Genomic DNA, 17,922 nt, shown 5'->3' with positions numbered 1-17,922 from the left:
CCGACCGGACGACCGGACGACCGACCGGACCTCACGCACCACGCCGCGGGGGAACGCCCCGCGGCCCTTCGAAGGGATGAGGAAATGACCGAAACGAACACGAACCCGACCGCGGCCGCCAACCGGCGCACCCTGGAGCGCTACTACGAGGAGTGCCTGAACAAGGGCAACCTGGACGTCATCTACGAGGGCGCGACCGATGCCCACATCAGCCACGGGACGGCGGAGAACGGCAAGGAGGGCGTCGAGCACCTGAAGGAGTGGGTGCGGATCCAGCGCGCCTCCTTCCCGGACCTGAAGGTCACCGTGGACGACTGGATCATCGAGGGCGAGAAGGTCGTCAGCCGGTTCACGGCGCGCGGCACCCACACCGGTGAGGACTACCACGGGATCCCGGCCGCGGGACGGTCGTTCGCCATTCCCGGGATCGTCATCGACGAGTTCGCCGACGGGGTGATCGTCGAGAGCTGGTTCTCCATGGACGGCTTCGACCTCGCCAAGCAGCTGGGCGCCTTCGGCTGATCGAGCGCCGGGCGGCCCGCGGCGGCCGGCGGTCCGGGGCGCTCCCCGGACCGCCGGCCGCTCAGGGCGCGAGGGAATCCACCTTGGAATCGGAGAAGGAAGTGGAAGACGTGCCGGTACCGCGCAACGCACTCGTCACGGGATGTTCCTCCGGGATCGGTCGGGCCACCGCGATCCGTCTGCGGGCGGCCGGCCTGCGGGTCTGGGCCACCGCCCGGCGTCCGGAGGCGCTGGACGACCTGGCCGCCGAGGGCATGGACGTCCTCGCGCTCGACGTCACCGACCCCGACTCGGCGAAGGCGGCCGTGGAAGCGGTCGCACGGGCGGCCGGCGGGGTGGACGTCCTGGTCAACAACGCGGGCTTCGGTCTGGCCGGCACGTTCGAGGAGACCGGACTGGACCGGGTCCGCGCGCAGTTCGAGACCAACGTCTTCGGCGTGGTCGGCCTGACCCAGCTGGTCCTGCCCGGCATGCGCGAGCGCGGCGGCGGCTCCGTGGTCAACGTCTCGTCGATCTTCGGGCGTTACGCCGCCCCCGGCGGAGGCTTCTACCACGCCAGCAAGCACGCCCTCGAAGGGCTCAGCGACGCGCTGCGCCTGGAGGTGGCCGGCTTCGGCATCCGCGTCAGCCTGGTCGAGCCGGGGCCGGTGCGCACCGCCTGGGCCGACACGTTCGTCTCCCACCTGGCCGGCGAGGGCGAGGGTCACCCGGCCTACCGTCGCTTCCACCGGCGGACGGCCGAGTACTACGCCGCCGTCTACGACCGGGGCCGGCGCACGCTCGCGGGCACCTTCGCCGTCGAGGCGGACGACGTGGCCCGGGCGATCGAGCGGGCGGCGCTGTCCCGGCGTCCCAAGGCCCGCTACCCGGTCGGCTTCCTGGCGGCGAGCACCCTGGCGCTGCGCCGACTGGCCCCGGACTCCGTGTTCGACAACGCCTACCTCCGCCGCCAGTTCCCGGTCCCGTAGGCCCGTACGCCCGTGGGCCCGCCCCGCCCGCCCGCCCGCCCCGCCCGCCATCGCACCGCATCCGAGAGAGGCACGACCATGACGACCGCGACCGAAGGACGACGGGCCCCGGGCCCGCGCGGGATACCGCTGCTGGGCAGTCTGCCGCAGTGGAAGGCCCGCACCGCCGAGTTCCTCCTGCAGACCCAGCGCGACCACGGCGAGGTCAGCCGGGTGCAGCTCGGGCCGGTGACGATGCACCTGGTGACCGAACCCGACGCCGTGGGACGGGTGCTGAAGGACAACAGCGCCAACTACGTCCGCGGCACGCTGTACGAGCAGTTCCGCACCGTGATGGGCGACGGCCTGCTGACCACCGACGGCGCGTTCTGGCGTTCGCACCGGCGCGCGATGCAGCCGGTGTTCCTGCGCGGGGCGGTCGCCGCGATCGGGCCCAACGTGGTGCAGGCCACGCAGGAGATGTTGGACGTCTGGGAGGAGAAGGCCCGCCGGGGCGAGCCGGTGGACCTGGTCACCGAGACCCTGCGGCTCACCCTGGTCACCCTCAGCCGTTCGCTGTTCGGCTACGACGTGCGGCCCGAGGCGCCGGTCCTCAAGGACGTCGTGGACAACGTGATCGAGGTGATGTTCAAGCACGGCACCCTCTCCGAGATGCTGCCGTCCTGGGTGCCGACGAAGCGCAACCGGCTCATCAAGCGGGACCGAGCGGTCTTCACGCGGCTGGTCGAGGACATCCGACGGCAGCACGCCGACACCGGTCAGGGCGCCCTGATGGCCCTCATCGAGGCGGCGAAGGACCCGGTCACCGGCGAGAGCTGGACCGACGACCAGGTGCGCGACGAGCTGCTGACCCTCTACCTCGCCGGGCACGAGACCACCGCCGTGGCCCTGTGCTGGACGCTGGTGTCCGTCCTGCTGAACCCCTCGGTGCAGGAGGAGCTGGACGCCGAGCTGGAGCAGGCCCTCGGCGGCCGCATCCCCGACCCGGCCGACCTGGAGTCCCTGCCCTTCACGAGCAAGGTGGTCGACGAGGCGCTGCGGCTCTACCCGCCGATCTGGATCTACCCGAGGGACACGGTGGAGGCCGACGAGCTCGGCGGCTTCCACATCCCGGCGAAGTCCTCGGTGCTGCTCTCCCCGCTCGCCTCGCACCGCAACCCGCGCTACTGGGACAACCCCGAGGCCTTCGACCCGCAGCGGTTCACCCCGGAGGCGATCAAGTCCCGGCCGCGGATGGCGTACATCCCGTTCGGCGCGGGGGCCCGCATGTGCATCGGCAACCTGATGGCGCTGATGGAGCTGCGGATGATGGTCGCGATGATCAACCAGCGGTTCCGGCTCTCCCTCGTCCCCGGGAACTTCCTGCGCTACGGGGACTCCTCCATCTCGCTGCGTCCGACGACGGAGGTGCTGGCCCTGCCGGTGCCGAGGACGGCCCCGCGCCGTACCCGGAAGACGGCCGTGAGCGGGGTGGGCGGTGCCTGAGCCCCGCGGGGCCGGCGGCGGGGTCGGGCGCCGGGTCGGGGGCGGTCGGTGATCGAGCGGCTGCTGCCCGCCCCGGTCCGATCGGCCGAGACGCGCGGCGCCGGGCCGGGCGCGGAGGGGCTCCTCCCGGCGGAGGAGGCCCTGTTGGTGCGGGCGGTGCCCAAGCGGCGGCGCGAGTTCGGTTCGGGCCGGGAGTGCGCCCGGCGGGCCCTGGTCGGGCTCGGTCTGCCCCGCGATCCGCTGCTGCGCACCCGCGACGGCGACCCGCGCTGGCCGCCGGGCGTGGTCGGCAGCATCACCCACTGCCCCGGGTACTGCGCCGCGGCCGTCGCGCGCGCGGGCGATCTGGTGTCCGTGGGGATCGACGCGGAGGTCAACGAGCCGTTGTCGCCGGGGGTGATCGAGCTCGTCTCCCGGCCCGAGGAGCGGCGCTGGGCGGACGCGGGCCCGCGCGGCGGTTCCGGGGTGTGCTGGGACCGGCTGCTGTTCAGCGCGAAGGAGGCCGTGTTCAAGGCCTTCTTCCCTTTGTCCCGCCAGGAGTTGAGCTTCCAGGACGCACTGATCGAGGCCGCCCCGGAGGGCGGGCGGTTCGAGGCGCGGGTCATGGTCCCCGCACCCCGGGTGGGCGGGCGCACGGTCGACCGGCTCGCGGGGCGCTGGCTGGTCGAGGACGGTCTCCTGCTGACGGCCGTGACCGTGCCCGCCGCCCGGCCGGGGCGCGCGGAGGGGGCCCGCCCCGGCGAAGGCCCGTCGTGACGGCGCCGGCGCGTCCGGGCGGGCCGTGTCCGGGGCGGGCCGCGCTCACCCCGTCCGCTCCAGCACGGTCCGCAGGTCCTCCGGCGAGGTGAAGACGTGTCCGCGCAGCCCGAGTCGGCGGGCCGCGCGGACGTTCTCGGGCCGGTCGTCGACGAACAGGATCTCCTCGGGCGGCAGTCCGAGCGCGCGCACGCACCACAGGTAGGCGGCGGACTCGGGCTTGGCGCTGCCGATCCGGCAGGACAGGCCGCGGACCGCGAACAGCTCCAGCCAGGGGTGGGTGCTCTCGTAGTGGGCGGCCAACTCCTCGGGGATGTTGGAGAGGAGGCCGAGGACGACGCCCCGGTCCGCGAGGCCGCCGAGCAGGTCCACCATGCGCCGGTCCGTCCCGCTCCAGCCGGCGAGGTCGATGGCGATCAGTTCCTCGATGCGCGCCCGGTCGAGCGGGGGGCCCGAGGGGAGGCAGACGGCCTGCCAGTAGGCGGCAGCCGTGACCTCGCCGCGGTCGTAGGGGGGTCGGTGCGCCCAGTACGCCGCGTGGAAGCGCTCGGGGTCGATGCCGGCCGCGCGTTCCAGGGCGGTCCTGGCCTCGGGTGACTGCACGTGCGCGATGACGCCGAACAGGTCGAAGAGGACGGCTTTCATGTGCGGGTTCCTCACGTGGGGTGGGTTCGGGGTGGGGTGACGGCGTCCGCGCGCCCGGCCGGGCGGAGGTCGGGCACGCCGCCGGGATCGGGCGCTCCGCCGGGATCGGGCGCTCCGCCGGGATCGGGCGCGCCGGCTCGGTCGGGGGCGCGCCGGCGCAGCCACAGGCCGAGTGCGCCGCAGGCGACGGCGAGCAGGAACAGCACCAGGGGCAGAGCCCGGACGTGCGTCGCGCCGATGAGGGCGCCCAGCAGGGGTGGGAACGCCACGCCGCCGATCATCGAGGCGGCGATGACGTAGGCGCCGGCGGCGCCCACGCCGGGTACGGCGCGGTTCAGCCAGGGCAGGCAGGTCGGGAAGATCGGCGCGATCGCGAGGCCGACGCCGAGGTACGCGTACGGGGCGAGGACCGGGACGGTGGCCAGGAGGAGGAAGCCCGCCATGCCGGCGCAGCAGACGAGGAGGATCGACGGGGCGGACCGGCGCAGGCTCAGCGGCGCGGCGACGAAGCGGCCGAGGGTCAGGGCGGCCCAGTAGGCGGAGGTCGCGGTGGCGGCGGTGGCGGCGCCGTAGCCGGCGGCTTCGAGATGGGTGGGCTCCCAGCCGCCGACGCCGGTCTCGATGGCGACGTGCAGGACGTAGACGCCGATGAACGCCGCGATGACCGGCAGGACCCGGGCGCCGCCCGGCGGTGCGCCGTCCGCGGGGGCGGCGGGTGCGGGTTCCCGGGCGGCCACCCCGCCGAGGGTGGGCAGGACCAGCAGGCCGATCGCCCCGGCGCCGAGGAAGATCCAGGGGTGGCTCTCCACCCCGAGCCGGCCGACGAGGGCGGGGCCGACGATCGCGCCGATGCCGAAGTGCCCGTTCAGCAGGTTGAGCATGGCGGCGCCGCGACGGGGCCCGAACCCGATGGCGAAGAGCCGGTTGAGGCCGTAGTCGACGCCGCCGAAGCCCAGGCCGGTGACGAACGCGCCGGCGAGGGCGGGGGTCCAGCTCGGGGAGAGGGCGAAGGCGGCGGCGCCGGCGGCCATGAGGACGTAGGAGCCGCCGAGCAGGGTCCGGTTGTCCAGGCGACCCCGCAGCAGGTGGTAGGCGAGCACCCCGAGAAGGGCGCCGACGAAGTGCGCGCTGAGGCTCAGGCCGGCCGTCGCCGGGCCGATGCCGTACGCCTCGCGCAGGGCCGGGATGGCCGGACCGTAGAGCGCCTGGAGGGCGCCGATCGCCACGAACGCCCCGCACGAGGCGACGATCGCCGTGGTGGTGAGGATCGGCCCGCCCCCTGCCGTCGGGTCGGTCCCGCGGGTGGCGGTCATGGCCCTCCCTCACGCTCTCATGTCATCGATCACGACGAAATGAACACATGAAGTGTTCATAGCGGCCCGATATTCACACCGCCTCGCCCACAGTACGCATCCTGGATGTTCGTTTCAACATCGAAGCTGTGCGGATCGCACATCGCGCGCGTTCGTCGCCACCATCTGTGCTAAAAGCAGACACATGAACGTGAGGGAGAGGCACAAGTTCGTCGTGGAACTGCTCATGCGGCAGAACCGCGCGACGGTGGCCGAGCTGGCCGAGGCCACCGCGGCGTCCGAGATGACCATCCGGCGGGACCTGGAGGTGCTGGAGTCCCGGGGCGCCCTGCGCCGGGTGCGCGGCGGAGCCGTGAGCAACCTGCCCGGCGGCCTGGAGCCCCCCTACGCGATCCGGGCCCTGTCCGGATCGCACGCCAAGGAGCGCCTCGCGCAAGCCGCCGTCGCGCTCCTCACCGACGGGGAGACCGTCGCGCTGGACACAGGCACCACCGCCGTGGCGGTCGCGAAGGCCATGGCGGACCGCCGGTTCACCGTCGCACCGCTCTCGTTGCACGCGGCGTTCGCCCTGTCCGCGCACCCGGGCGTGCGCCTGGTGATGCCGGGCGGGCAGGTGCGCCCCGAGGAGCTGTCCTTCCACGGCCACACCCCCGTGCGGACCTTCGAGGACCTGTGCTTCGACACGTTCGTCCTGGGCTGTTGCGGCGTCGACCCCGTCCAGGGCGCGACCGCCTACGACCTCGACGACGTCGCGGTGAAGCGGGCGGCGGTCGCCTCGGCGCAGCGCGTGATCCTCGTCGCGACCGCCGACAAGATCGGCCGGACGGCACTGGGCCGCATCTGCTCCATGGAGGAGATCACCCTGGTCGTGACGGACGCCCCCGCCGACTCCCCCGCGGTCGAGGCGCTGCGCGACCGGGGGGTCGAGGTGGTCCATCCGGTGGAGGACTGAACACCTCGGAGTCGGTGGGGGCGTGAAGGTGCCTCAGGCGCCGACGCTCACCTCCGCGTCCGGGTTCTCCGCCAGTTCCCGCAGGAGCCGCGCGTACTGCTCCGTGAAGCGGGTCGCGTCGGCCTCGTCGTAGCGGGCCAGGCGGAACTCGAAGGTGCCGGTCAGAGAGCCGTCCGGGGCCTCCTCGATCACCACCGCCGCGTCGAACTTCGCCGAGCCGGTGTCCACGGCGACCGGCGACGCGGACAGGCCCGGCAGCTCGGGGGTGCGGACGGTGGTCCCTCCGAAGGAGAACATCGTCTGGAACACGGGGCTGTGACCGCGACCGCGCCGCGGGCCCACTTCCCGCGCGACCCGGTCGAAGGGGACGTCCTGGTGCGCGACGGCCTCCTGCACCGTGGTGCGGACCCGTCCCACCAGCTCCCGGAAGGTCGCCTGCTCGGGCACCTCCGTACGCAGGGCGAGGGTGTTGATGAACAGCCCCATCAGATCGGCGAGTTCGGGTCGGTCGCGGCCCGCGGACAGGCTGCCGACGACGATGTCCCGGACCCCGGCGGCCCGGTGCAGCAGGGTCTTGAAGCCGGCCAGGAGGACCATGTACGGGGTGGCCCGCTCGGCCGCCGCCAGGGCGCGCAGCAGGCTCGCGGTCCGCGCGTCGACGGTGAACGTCCGGGACACCCCGCCGCGGCGGGTCGGGTCCGCCGCGGCGGAGGCGGGCAGGCGCGTCACCTCCGGGGCGCCGGCGAGCCGGCGGGACCAGTAGGCGAGCTGGGCGGACTCCTCCGGTCCGCCGGCCCGCGCGTGCCGGGGGCCGGCGTGGTCGGCGTACGACAGCGGCAGCGCGGGCAGCCCGTCCGGTTCGCCGGTCAGCGCGCGGGCGTAGAGCCGGGAGAGGTCCCGGTGCAGCACGTCGAGCGACCAGCCGTCGCAGACGACGTGGTGCATCACGAGGACGAGGACGTGTTCCCAGGCGTCCGTGCGCAGCAGGGCGGTGCGGATCAGCGGACCGCGCGCCAGGTCGAAGGGGTCGGAGGCCAGTTTCCGTACGGCCGCGTCGAGTTCCTCCGGCGCGCGGCCGAGGAACTCGGTCGGTGTGAGCTCGTGGGCCTGCGCGGCGTCGGGCGGGGCGACGAACTGGGTCAGCAGCCCCCCCTCCAGGCGCAGCGTGGTCCGCAGGACACCGTGCCGCCGCACCAGTGCGCGTACCGCCGCCCGCAGGTGCGCGGGGTCGAGGGCGCCGGTGAGCCGCAGGACGAGGGGTTCGTTGTAGGCGGCTCCGGCGGGGTCCATCCGGTGGGCCAGCCAGATCCGCAGCTGCGCGGGGGTCGCGGGCGCCGTGACCACCGCGGACCCGGCCGGGGCCACCGGTTCGGGGACGGGCGCGGGGGCGGGGGCTGGGGCGGGCGGCGGACCCGGCTGCTCGGGTTCGGGCCGGGCTGCGGGGGCCTGCCTTCGGGCGGCCTCGATGCGGGCGGCCAGGGCGGCCACCGTCGGGTTCTCGAAGACCATGCGCTGGCGGATGTCCGTACCGAGTGCCTCCCGGACGTGGGCCGACAGCCGGGTCGCGGTCAGCGAGTCCCCGCCCAGCAGGAAGAAGTCGTCGTCCGCGCCGACCGTCGGCACGTCCAACAGCATCGACCAGATGCCCGCGAGCGCCGCCTCGACGGCCGTGGCCGGCCGTCGGCCGCCGCCCGCCGCAGCGCCCGCGGCCCGCTCGTCCAACGGGAGCTCCCGCAGGGCGAGGCGGTCGACCTTGCCGTTCGCGTTCAGCGGCAGGTCCGCCACGGCGACCAGCCGGGCCGGGACGAGCCCGGGGGCCAGCCGCTCGCGCAGGTGCGCCCGCAGCCCGGCCGGGTCGGGCTCGCCCTCCCAGACCACGCAGGCGACCAGCCGGTCCGCCCCGGTGGCCGACTCCCTGGCCAGGACCGCGTTGCGGGCCACTCCCGGGTGGCTCCCGATGGCCGCCTCGACCTCGCCGGGCTCGATCCTGATGCCGTGGACCTTCAGCTGGTGGTCGATCCGGCCCAGGAACTCCACCGCCCCGTCCGGACGGCGCAGGGCCAGGTCACCGGTGCGGTACATGCGCCCGCCCGGGGCCGCGTACGGGTCGGGCAGGAACCGCTCGGCGGTCAGGCCCGGGCGGCCCAGGTAGCCGCGCGAGACGGCGTCCCCGGCCACGTAGAGCTCGCCCGTCTCCCCGTCCGCCACCGCGCGCAGGTCGGCGTCGAGGATCCGCACCTCGGCGCCCGGCAGCGGCGTGCCGACCGGCACCCGGGGCCAGGAACGCACCTCGGCGGCCGGCGCCGTGGGCTCGTACAGCAGTTGCGAGACGGTGCCCTCGGTGGCCCCGTACTCCTGGACCAGGCGCACGCCGCCCGCGAGCCACTGCCCCACCTTGTCGGCGGAGACCTGCTCGCTGCCGACCACGAGGAGGCGCAGGGACGCGGGCGGTACGGGCGCGCCGTCCGGGGTGCGCGGCAGTTCGCGCAGCCACTCGTACCAGTAGGCGGGGGTCAGTTGGAGGACGGTGACGCCCTGCCGCTCGATGACGCCGGTCAGGGCGGCGGCGTCGGCGAGGGATTCGTCCGGGTCCAGGACCAGGCAGGCACCCGCGTACCAGGTGGAGAAGATCTCCTCGGCGGCGACGGAGAAGCCGATGGACGCGAACTGCAACACGCGGTCGGCGGGGGTCAGTTCGAGGCGGGCCGCGATGCCCTCGGCGAGGGTGGACAGCGGGCCGTGCGAGAGCATCACCCCCTTGGGGCGGCCGGTGGAACCGGAGGTGTAGGAGGCCCAGGCCAGGGTCTGCGGATGGGTCGGGGTCGGGACCGCGACGCTCGCGTGGGCCGCGTCGGCCCCCTCGGTCGCGTCGTCGAGCTCGTCCAGGCAGACCACCACGGCCCCCCGGTCCGGCAGGCCGTCGCGCAGGGCCCGCACCGTCAGCACGACCGGGGCGGCCACCTCCTCCAGGACGAGCCGCAGCCGCTCGCGCGGGTAGCCGGGGTCCAGGGGTACGCAGTAGCCGCCCGCCTTCAGTACGGCGAGCAGGGCGACCGGCAGCTCCGGACCGCGCCGCAGGTGGATGCCGACCGGGGTCTCCGTGCCCACGCCCAGCCCGCGCAGGAGCGCCACGATCGCCTCGGCGCGCCGGTCGAGTTCGCCGTAGCCGAGCACGAGGTCCGCGCAGCGCACGGCGGGGGCGTCGGGGGTGAGCCGGGCCCGGTCGGCGACCCGCCGGTGCAGGCCGGGCACGGGGGGCACCACCGGCGCCGCGCTCCGGGCGCCGGCCGCGCTCCGCGCACGGGTCGGGGTCGCGGTGGCGGTGGCGGAGGCGGAGGCGGAGGCGGAGGCGGAGGCGGTGGCGGTGGCGGTGGCGGTCACGGAACCAGCACCACCTTCGACGCCGTGCCCGCGTCGAACAGGCGGAAGCCCTCGGCGGCCTCGGCGAGCGGCAGGCGGTGGGAGATGACGAAGGTGGGGTCGAGCCGGCCGGTCCGCACCAGGTTCATCAGCGGTTCGCGCACGCTGATGGGGTCGCCCACCGCGAAGCGCAGGGTCAGCTCCTTGCCGAAGGCGAGCCCCGTGGGCATGGGCATCGCCTCGGAGGCGTGCGCGCCGGCGGCGCACACGGTGCCGCGGGGGCGGACGATCTCCAGGGCGCTGAGCAGCGAGGCGTCCGTGCCGACGGCCTCCAGGACGACGTCGGCGCCGCGTCCGCCGGTCAGTTCGCGGACCCGGGCCGCGAGATCGGGACCGGGGGCCAGGCCGATGGCCCCGTGCTCCTCGGCGAGGGCGCGCCGGGCGGGCAGCGGGTCGATCGCCAGCAGCGTGGCGGCGCCGAGGACGCCGGCGGCCTTCATCGCGAGCAGGCCGACGGGGCCGCAGCCGACGACGGCCACGGTGTCGCCGGGGCGGACCTCGCCGCCCGTGGCGCAGGCGTAGCCGGTGGACAGGACGTCGCCGATGAGCAGGGCCCGTTCGTCCTCGACGTCATCGGGTATCGGCGAGAGCACGACGTCCGCGAAGGGGACGCGGACGTACTCGGCGTGCCCGCCCGCGACGGCGGTGGCGCCGACGACGGTGTCGTACCCGAACAGGCCGACGCGCTCGCACTGGTAGTGCCAGCCGCGGCGGCAGTTCCAGCAGGTGCCGCAGGCGATGACGTCGGAGGCGAGGACCCGGTCGCCGGGGCGCAGCCCGCGCACGTCGGGGCCCACCTCCTCGACGACGCCGGTGAACTCGTGTCCGGTGACGGTGCCGGGGGTGAAGGAGGCGATCTCTCCCCGGTAGGGGTGCAGGTCGGTGCCACAGATCGCGGACCGGACCACCCGCACCAGGGCGTCGCCGGGGCCGGCCAGGGCCGGGACGGCCATGTCGTGCGCGACCTCGACCCGGTACGCGCCGTGCCACTGAAGGGCCTTCATGCCTGTTCCTCCATCGGGTCGACCGCCGGTGTCGGTGTGGGGGTGGGTGTGCCGTTCGACCGGGCGGCGGGCGCCCGGTCCGGTCCGGCGGCCGCGAGGTGGGCCAGCTGGGTGGCCAGGAAGGGGGCCAGCGCGCTGTCGGGGTGGGTCTCGATCGTCTCGGGGTGGCCCGAGGCGACGACGGAGCCGCCGTCCGTGCCGCCGCCGGGTCCGAGGTCGACGATCCAGTCACAGGCGGCCGCGAACTCGACGCTGTGCTCGATGACGACGACGGTGTGGCCGCGGTCGACGAGGTCGTGCACGACCTGGAGGAGGAGCTGCACGTCGGAGAAGTGCAGGCCGGTGGTGGGCTCGTCGATGAGGTAGAGGGTCCGGCCCTCCCCGCCGCGCATCAGCTCGCGGCTGAGCTTGAGTCGCTGGGCCTCGCCGCCGCTGAGGGTCATGGAGTCCTGGCCGAGCCTGAGGTATCCGAGGCCGACGTCGCAGAGCACCCGCAGCGGGTTGGCGACGGCGGGCACGTCGTGGAAGAGTTCCAGCGCCCGCGCGGCCTCCAGGTTCAGGGTCTCGGCGATGTTCAGGCCCCGGCAGTGGATCTCCAGGGTCTCCGGGGAGTAGCGCAGGCCCCGGCAGGAGGGACACTCCACGTTCACGTCGGCGAGGAAGAGCATCTCGATGCGGATCGTTCCCTTGCCGAGGCAGCGGTCGCAGCGGCCGCCGCCGCGTTCGGCGTTGAAGCTGAACTTCGAGGTGGAGTACCGGCGTCGCACCGCCTCCTCGGTCTTGGCGAACATCTTGCGGATCTCGTCGAAGATCCCGATGTAGGTGGCCGGGGTGGAGCGGGAGGAGGCGCCGATGGACTCCTGGGTGACGGTGACGATCCGCTCGAAGTGCTCCCAGCCGGTCAGCTCGCGGAAGGGGCCCTCGGCCGGGCGGCGCCACCGCAGGGTCTCCTCCAGGGCGGGTTGCAGGGTCCGCGTCACCAGGGAGCTCTTGCCGCTGCCGCTGACGCCGGTGACGCAGGTGAGCAGGCCGACGGGGAAGTCCGCGTCCACGTCGCGCAGGTTGTGCAGGTGGGCGCCGCGGATCGAGAGCCGGCGGTCGTCGGGGACGCGCCGGGTCGGGCGCGGTGAGCGCACCTGGTCCTCGTTGCGCAGGTAGGCGCCGGTGCGGGAGTCGGGGTGCGCGATGACGTCGGCGGCGGGACCGCTGGCCATGACGCGGCCGCCGCGGGTGCCGGCTCCGGGGCCGAGGTCGACGAGGTGGTCGGCCGCCTCCATCGTCTCGCGGTCGTGTTCGACGACGAGGACGGCGTTGCCGGCCGCGGCCAGCCGGCGCAGCATCGCGATGAGGCGGCCGTTGTCCTTGGCGTGCAGCCCGATGGACGGTTCGTCGAGGACGTAGGTGACGCCGACGAGCCCGCTGCCGAGCTGGCGGGCCAGCCGCAGCCGCTGGCCCTCGCCGGCCGAGAGGGTGGGGGCGGAGCGGTCCAGGGACAGGTAGTGCAGTCCGACGTCGAGCATGAACTCGATGCGGGCGGCGATCTGTTCGAGGAGCTCCTCGGCGAGCTCGGCGAGGAAGCTGCTCTCCAGTTCGGCCCGTACGGTGGTGAGCCAGTCTCCGAGGCGGGAGATGGGCAGGGCGTTGACCTGGGCGATGTTGATCCCCGCGAGGGTGACGGCGAGGGCCTCGGCGTGGTGTCGGGTGCCGGCGCACCCCTCGCAGGTCATGGCCGACATGAACACCTGGTAGAACTGCTTGCGTCCCGGGGAGTCGGCTTCCCTGAAGAGGCGTTCGATGTGTCCGGCGAAGCCCTCGAAGGGCTGCTGCCGCAGTCGTTCGGCGAGTTCCGGTGTCACGGCGTGGTCGGTGGCGCCGTGGAGGACGACCTCCCGCAGGCCCCGCGGCAGGTCGCGCCAGGCCGTGTCGAGGCTGTGGCCGCCCAGGGCGACGAGGTCCGGCAGTTCGCGCACCGGCCACCAGGTCTTCTTGCTGCCGCGGCGGTCCCCGAAGAAGGTCAGGGCCCCGGAGCGGATCGACTCGTTCTCGTCCCCGACGAGCAGGGCGGGGTCCACGCGGAGGATGAAGCCGAGGCCTTCGCAGCCCTCGCACATGCCGACGGGCGAGTTGGGCGTGAACCACTGCGAGGAGGTGGCGCGGGCCTCGGTGCCGCAGTCGGCGCAGAAGAAGCCCTCCTTGACGTGCCGGACGGTCTCGGTGCCGCGCAGGACGACGAGGTGGGTGTCGGTGCGCAGGGCGGACTCGATGTGCTCGCGGACGGCGGACAGCGCGGCGGCGTCGGGGTTCGGGCCGACGGCCGCGAGGAAGCGTCCGGGCCGATCGCCGGCGGGCGGCCTGCCCACTTCCAGTCGGGTGTCACGCGCGTGCTCGCGCAGCCAGTCCATGTGGGTGGCGGCGTCGCGCGGGTGGATGTCGCCGCCGCAGGCGCGGCAGTGGTGGTGGCCGACCCGGGCGAACAGGAGGCGGAGCCGGTCGGAGATCTCGGTGATGGTGCCGACGTTGGAGCGCGGGTTGCGGCTGATGGTCTTCTGTTCGATGGCGACGGTGGGGCTGAGGCCGCTGATCCAGTCGACGGCGGGCTTGGGCACCTTGGGGAGCTTGCGCCGTACGTAGGCGGACAGGCTCTCCAGGTACTGGCGGTAGCCCTCGGCGTAGATGGTGTCGAAGGCGAGGGAGGACTTGCCGCTGCCGGAGACGCCGGTCAGGACGGTGACTCCGTGGCGGGGCAGGTGCAGTTCGGCGATGTCCAGGTTGTGCTGGCGCACGCCCTTGAGAACCATCCAGTCCCGGTCGTTCTCGATGCCGGCGGTGCTCATGGTGCGGTGTCTCCTCCGGAAGGACGGGCGCAGGCCCGGTCGATGCGGCCGTCGGGGGTCAGCGGCGGCCGTCCGCCGACCACGATGGTGTCGGGGATGGTGAAGCCCGGTACGACGCGGCGCAGATGGGTGCGCAGCGCGGCCTCGTCGGCTTCCGGTGCGTCAGCGTAGGCGGTGATCGTGCCGTCGGGTGCGGCGGCCACCACGGCCGTGTGGACGGCGGGGTGGGCCGTGAGGGCCCACGCGACGTCGGACGGGCGGATGCGGTAGCCGTCGCGTTCGGTGTGTTCCGCGGGGCGGCCGAGCAGTTCGAGGCGGTCGCCGGGCAGCCGGCGGGCGGCGAGCCCGGTGGGCCGCGGCGTGGTGCGGCCGGGCTCGGTCAGGTGCAGTTCGCCCTCGTCGCCCGTGGGGACCTGCCGACCGGCGGGGTCCAACAGGCGGATGCCGTCGCGCGGTGCGTGGACGAGGGGGCCGCGGCGGCCCGCGCCGAGGTCGGCGAAGGGCAGGGGGGCCCGCCCGGTCGCGGCCAGGGCCCGTACGAGGACCGGCGCCGGCGGGTCGGGCAGTCGGACGGGGTCGCCCCCCGTGGCGATGACGGCCCGCAGGCCCGCGAGCGGGGCCTCGGGGTGCGCCGCGAGCGCGGGCAGCAGCGCGGCGGGCAGGGCCGCGACGGTGGCGCCGACGCGGGCGGGGTCGGGCGGCGCGACGGTGTGCGGCGTCAGGCACAGCGTCGCTCCGGCGGCCAGCGGGAGCAGGGTTTCCAGCGCGGCGGTGGGGCCGCCGGGCGGGGCGGTGCGCAGGAAGCGGTCGTCGCCGGTCAGGGGCAGGGCCCGTGCCCAGTGTCCGAGCAGGTCCTCGGTGTGCCCGGGGAGGGTCGGCGCGCTGTGGCCGGCGCTCTCGGCGGGGCCGGCCAGGTCGTCGACGGCGGCGACGAGGGCCGCCGCCGTGGGGTCGGCCGCCACGCGCGTCCACAGTTCGGCGTAGCTCAGGGCGCCGGTCGCGGTGAGCACGGCGGGGCGGTCGGGGTCGGTGCCGGCCAGGGCGCGCACGGTCTCGACGGGTGCGGCGGCGGGGACCTCCGGGTGCGGCGCGGGCCACGCGTCGTCCCATACGTCCTGCGCGTCCCGCGCGTCCCGCGTGCTCGCCGCCGCCGCCACCGCCGGCGGGTGCGGGGTGGAGGTCCGCGGCTCGGGGTCGGTGAGGACGACTTCGGCGACGGGGGCGTCGGGAGCGGCGACCACGGCGGCGAGGACGGCGGTGAACCGCTCCGCGAGGCGCGTGACGGTCTCCTCCTCGAAGAGGTCGGCGTTGCACAGCAGTTGCATGCGCATGTCGTCGACCTGCTCGAAGTGCCGGAGCTCGATGTCGAAGGGGGTCGAGGGACGTTCGGCGGCGGCGTGGATCTGCTCGAAGCGCAGCCCGGGCAGCTCCAGGCCGGCCATGCTCTGCTGGGCGTGCACGGAGAAGAACATGGCCTGGGAGATCGGGTTGTGGGTGTCCTCGCGGCGCTTGGCCAGGCGCAGGGAGAGGCGGTGCGCGGGGACGTCGGCGTGCTCGTGCGTCTCCAGAACCGCCTCCCGCACCCGGGCGATCAGCTCCCGGAAGGTCAGGTCGGCGCCGCGCAGATCGGCGGGTACGGCGACCAGGTTGCCGAAGTCACCGATGACGTCGGCGACTTCGGCGCGGTCCCGGTAGGCGGTGAGGGTGCTGGTGGCGAACCGGTCGTGGCCGCAGGTGCGGTGGAGCCACAGCTGGAACGCGGCCATCAGGGTCATGAAGGGGGTGACGCCTGCGGCTCGGGAGACCTCGCGGACCTGGTCGGACAGGGTCCGGGGCAGGTCGAACCAGTGCACGAGGGCCTCGAAGGTGCGGCCCGCCGGGCGCGGGCGGTCGGTGGGCAGGTCCAGGGGGACCGGGGAGCCGGCCAGGCGCCGGGTCCAGTAGTCGAACTCGGCCTCCATGCGGTCCCCGTCCAGCCACTCGCGCTGCCAGGCGGCGAAGTCGGCGTACTGGACGGGCAGCGGCGGCAGCGGGGAGGGCCTGCCCTCGCTGAAGGCCCCGTAGAGGGTGACGATCTCGCCGAGCAGGATCCGCATCGACCAGTCGTCCGTGACCAGGTGGTGGGTGGTGAGCAGCAGGACGTGCGCGTCCGGGCCGAGGCGCAGGAGCCGGCCGCGCAGCAGGTGGCCGCGCGTGAGGTCGAAGGGGCGCGAGCGCTCCCGGACGGCGAGGTCTTCGACGGCCCGGTCCTGCTCCGCCCCGACCAGGTCGCTCAGGTCCTCCAGGGGCAGCTCGAAGCGGGGCGGGACCGGCTCGACGGCCTGCACGACGGTGCGGGCGAGGTGGTGGAAGCTGGTGCGCAGCACCTCGTGCCGGGCGATGAGCTCCTGGAGGGTGCGGTCGAGCACCCCGGTGTCCAGGGCGCCCTCGATGCGCAGCGCCATGGGCGCGTTGTAGAGCGAGGTGCCGGGCTTGAGCCGGGCGTTCCACCACACCCACTCCTGGGTGTAGGAGAGCGGGAACAGGTTGAGGCCCTGCGCTCCGGAGGCGATCAGCTCCTCCAGGCCCCGGCGTTCCCGGGGGGACAGGGCGGCTATCTTCGTGGCCCATTCCACGCTGCTACGCCTCCTCGAGGTCGTCGTTGAATCCGGCGCCGAAGTCGTCGGCGGGCGGTGCCTCGCCGAGCGACAGGGCCGAGACCGGGGTCCGGGGGGCGGCGCAGGCGTCGGCGAGCAGGGCGAGGTAGCGCTCCGCCAGTCGCTCGACGGTCGCCCGGTCGAACAGGTCGGTGTTGTACTCCAGTTGACCGCGCAGCTCGTGCTCGGACTGGAACAGGTCCAGGCGCAGGTCGAAGATCGACGTGGTGCGTACGTCCTCCCGCAGGGCCATGGACAGTCCCGCGAACTCGACGCGACGTCGGCGCGGCGGGATGTTCTGGAGGATGAACATGACCTGGAACAGGGGGTTGCGGTGCGGGGCGCGTTCCGGCTTCAGCTCCTCGACCAGCACCCGGAAGGGCAGGTCGCGGTGGACGAAGGCCTCCAGGGAGGTCTTGCGGACGCGGGTGAGCAGGTCGGCGAACGTGGGGTCGTCGGCGAGTTCGGTGCGCATGACGAGGGTGTCCGCGAAGTAGCCGACCACCGAGGCCGATTCGGCCCGGTCGCGGTTGCCCACGGGGGTGCCGAGGAGGATGTCGCCGCGGCCCGACCAGCGGGAGAGCAGCACGTTGAACCCGGCGAGGCAGGTCATGAAGAGACTGGCGCCGGCGGTGCGGCCCAGTGCGGTGAGGCGCAGGTGCAGCTCCTGCGGGACGACGAAGGCGTGGCGGTCGCCGCGGAAGCTCGCCTCCGCCGGGCGCGGCCGGTCGGTGGGCAGCTCCAGTGCGGTGGGGGCGCCGGCCAGCCGGTCGCTCCAGTAGGAGACCAGCCGGTCCCGGCGGGGGCCCGCGAGCCGCTCGCGTTGGGCGCGCGCGTAGTCGGTGAACTGCATGGCCAGGGGCGGGAGTTCGACGTCCTCGCCGGTGACGGCGCCGGCGTAGAGGTCGGCCACCTCCTGGACGAGGACCTGGAGGGACCAGCCGTCGGCGACGATGTGGTGCATCACGAAGACCATGACGTGCTCGTCGGCCGCGGTGCGGATCAGTCGGACCCGGAACAGCGGGGCCGCGCCGAGGTCGAAGGGTTCGTGCACCTCCTCGGCGACGAGGCGGTCGGCGGCGGCCTCGCGCCCGCCCTCGGGCAGGTCGGTGAGGTCGGTGATCCGCAGGGGCACCGGTACCCCCTCGACGACCGCCTGGTGGGGCACCCCGTCGACCTCGGTGACGGCGGTGCGCAGCATGTGCTGGCGGTCCATGGTCCGGGCGAGCGCGGTGCGCAGCGCGTCGGTGTCGAGCGGGCCGGTCAGGGTCCAGGTCGCGGTGGTGTTGTAGAACGCACTCGCGGGGTCGAGCCGGGTGAGGAACCACAGCTGTTCCTGGGTGAGGGAGAGCGGTGCGAGCTGATCGCTCTGGCCGTCGTGCATCGG

12 protein-coding genes are annotated in these 17,922 nt (G+C 74.3%); 5 read left to right on the top strand and 7 right to left on the bottom strand.

Annotation, left to right across the window (positions count from 1 at the left end):
• Positions 1–84 precede the first annotated feature (84 nt).
• From ACZ6ZI_RS17295 to ACZ6ZI_RS17280, 4 genes are all read left to right on the top strand, one after another.
• Positions 85–522, top strand: coding sequence for an ester cyclase (locus ACZ6ZI_RS17295; RefSeq protein ID WP_363059111.1), 438 nt, complete (start codon positions 85–87; stop codon positions 520–522).
• Between the two features lie 83 nt (positions 523–605).
• Positions 606–1,490, top strand: a complete 885-nt coding sequence (locus tag ACZ6ZI_RS17290) for an SDR family NAD(P)-dependent oxidoreductase (RefSeq protein ID WP_469521322.1) — start codon at positions 606–608, stop codon at positions 1,488–1,490.
• Positions 1,491–1,568: 78 nt separating this feature from the next.
• Complete coding sequence (locus tag ACZ6ZI_RS17285) at positions 1,569–2,975, top strand: cytochrome P450 (protein WP_469521319.1); 1,407 nt, start codon at positions 1,569–1,571, stop codon at positions 2,973–2,975.
• A gap of 48 nt (positions 2,976–3,023) precedes the next feature.
• On the top strand, positions 3,024–3,731 hold the full coding sequence (locus ACZ6ZI_RS17280) for a 4'-phosphopantetheinyl transferase family protein (protein WP_469521317.1): 708 nt from the start codon (positions 3,024–3,026) through the stop codon (positions 3,729–3,731).
• A 45-nt stretch (positions 3,732–3,776) separates the two neighbouring features.
• Here ACZ6ZI_RS17280 and ACZ6ZI_RS17275 read toward each other — a convergent pair whose 3' ends face one another.
• A complete protein-coding gene (locus ACZ6ZI_RS17275) occupies positions 3,777–4,376 on the bottom strand; it encodes an HAD family hydrolase (RefSeq protein WP_469521315.1) in 600 nt (199 codons plus the stop codon).
• An 11-nt stretch (positions 4,377–4,387) separates the two neighbouring features.
• Entirely contained in the window at positions 4,388–5,689 is a 1,302-nt protein-coding gene (locus tag ACZ6ZI_RS17270; RefSeq protein WP_469521313.1) for an MFS transporter, read from the bottom strand.
• A 184-nt stretch (positions 5,690–5,873) separates the two neighbouring features.
• On the opposite strand from ACZ6ZI_RS17270, the gene ACZ6ZI_RS17265 reads away from it, so the two are divergent.
• On the top strand, positions 5,874–6,641 hold the full coding sequence (locus ACZ6ZI_RS17265) for a DeoR/GlpR family DNA-binding transcription regulator (RefSeq protein ID WP_469521311.1): 768 nt from the start codon (positions 5,874–5,876) through the stop codon (positions 6,639–6,641).
• A gap of 33 nt (positions 6,642–6,674) precedes the next feature.
• Here the strand turns inward: ACZ6ZI_RS17265 and ACZ6ZI_RS17260 are convergent, their stop codons facing one another.
• From ACZ6ZI_RS17260 to ACZ6ZI_RS17240, 5 genes are read right to left on the bottom strand one after another with little or no spacing between them, the layout of a single operon-like run.
• Positions 6,675–10,022, bottom strand: coding sequence for an amino acid adenylation domain-containing protein (locus tag ACZ6ZI_RS17260; RefSeq protein ID WP_469521308.1), 3,348 nt, complete (start codon positions 10,020–10,022; stop codon positions 6,675–6,677).
• On the bottom strand, positions 10,019–11,065 hold the full coding sequence (locus ACZ6ZI_RS17255) for an alcohol dehydrogenase family protein (RefSeq protein ID WP_469521305.1): 1,047 nt from the start codon (positions 11,063–11,065) through the stop codon (positions 10,019–10,021). The genes ACZ6ZI_RS17260 and ACZ6ZI_RS17255 overlap by 4 nt, the downstream gene beginning before the upstream one ends.
• On the bottom strand, positions 11,062–13,899 hold the full coding sequence (gene uvrA / locus ACZ6ZI_RS17250) for an excinuclease ABC subunit UvrA (RefSeq protein ID WP_469521303.1): 2,838 nt from the start codon (positions 13,897–13,899) through the stop codon (positions 11,062–11,064). Before uvrA ends, ACZ6ZI_RS17255 begins: the two co-directional genes overlap by 4 nt.
• On the bottom strand, positions 13,896–16,514 hold the full coding sequence (locus ACZ6ZI_RS17245) for a condensation domain-containing protein (protein WP_469521300.1): 2,619 nt from the start codon (positions 16,512–16,514) through the stop codon (positions 13,896–13,898). The genes uvrA and ACZ6ZI_RS17245 overlap by 4 nt, the downstream gene beginning before the upstream one ends.
• A 4-nt stretch (positions 16,515–16,518) precedes the next feature.
• The gene (locus ACZ6ZI_RS17240; protein WP_469521299.1) at positions 16,519–17,919 is read right to left on the bottom strand and encodes a condensation domain-containing protein; all 1,401 of its coding nucleotides are present in this window, start codon (positions 17,917–17,919) and stop codon (positions 16,519–16,521) included.
• Positions 17,920–17,922 lie beyond the last annotated feature (3 nt).

The sequence above is a fragment of the Streptomyces sp. NPDC103540 genome, assembly GCF_055584445.1.
This window is presented reverse-complemented; position numbering and strand designations above follow the sequence as displayed.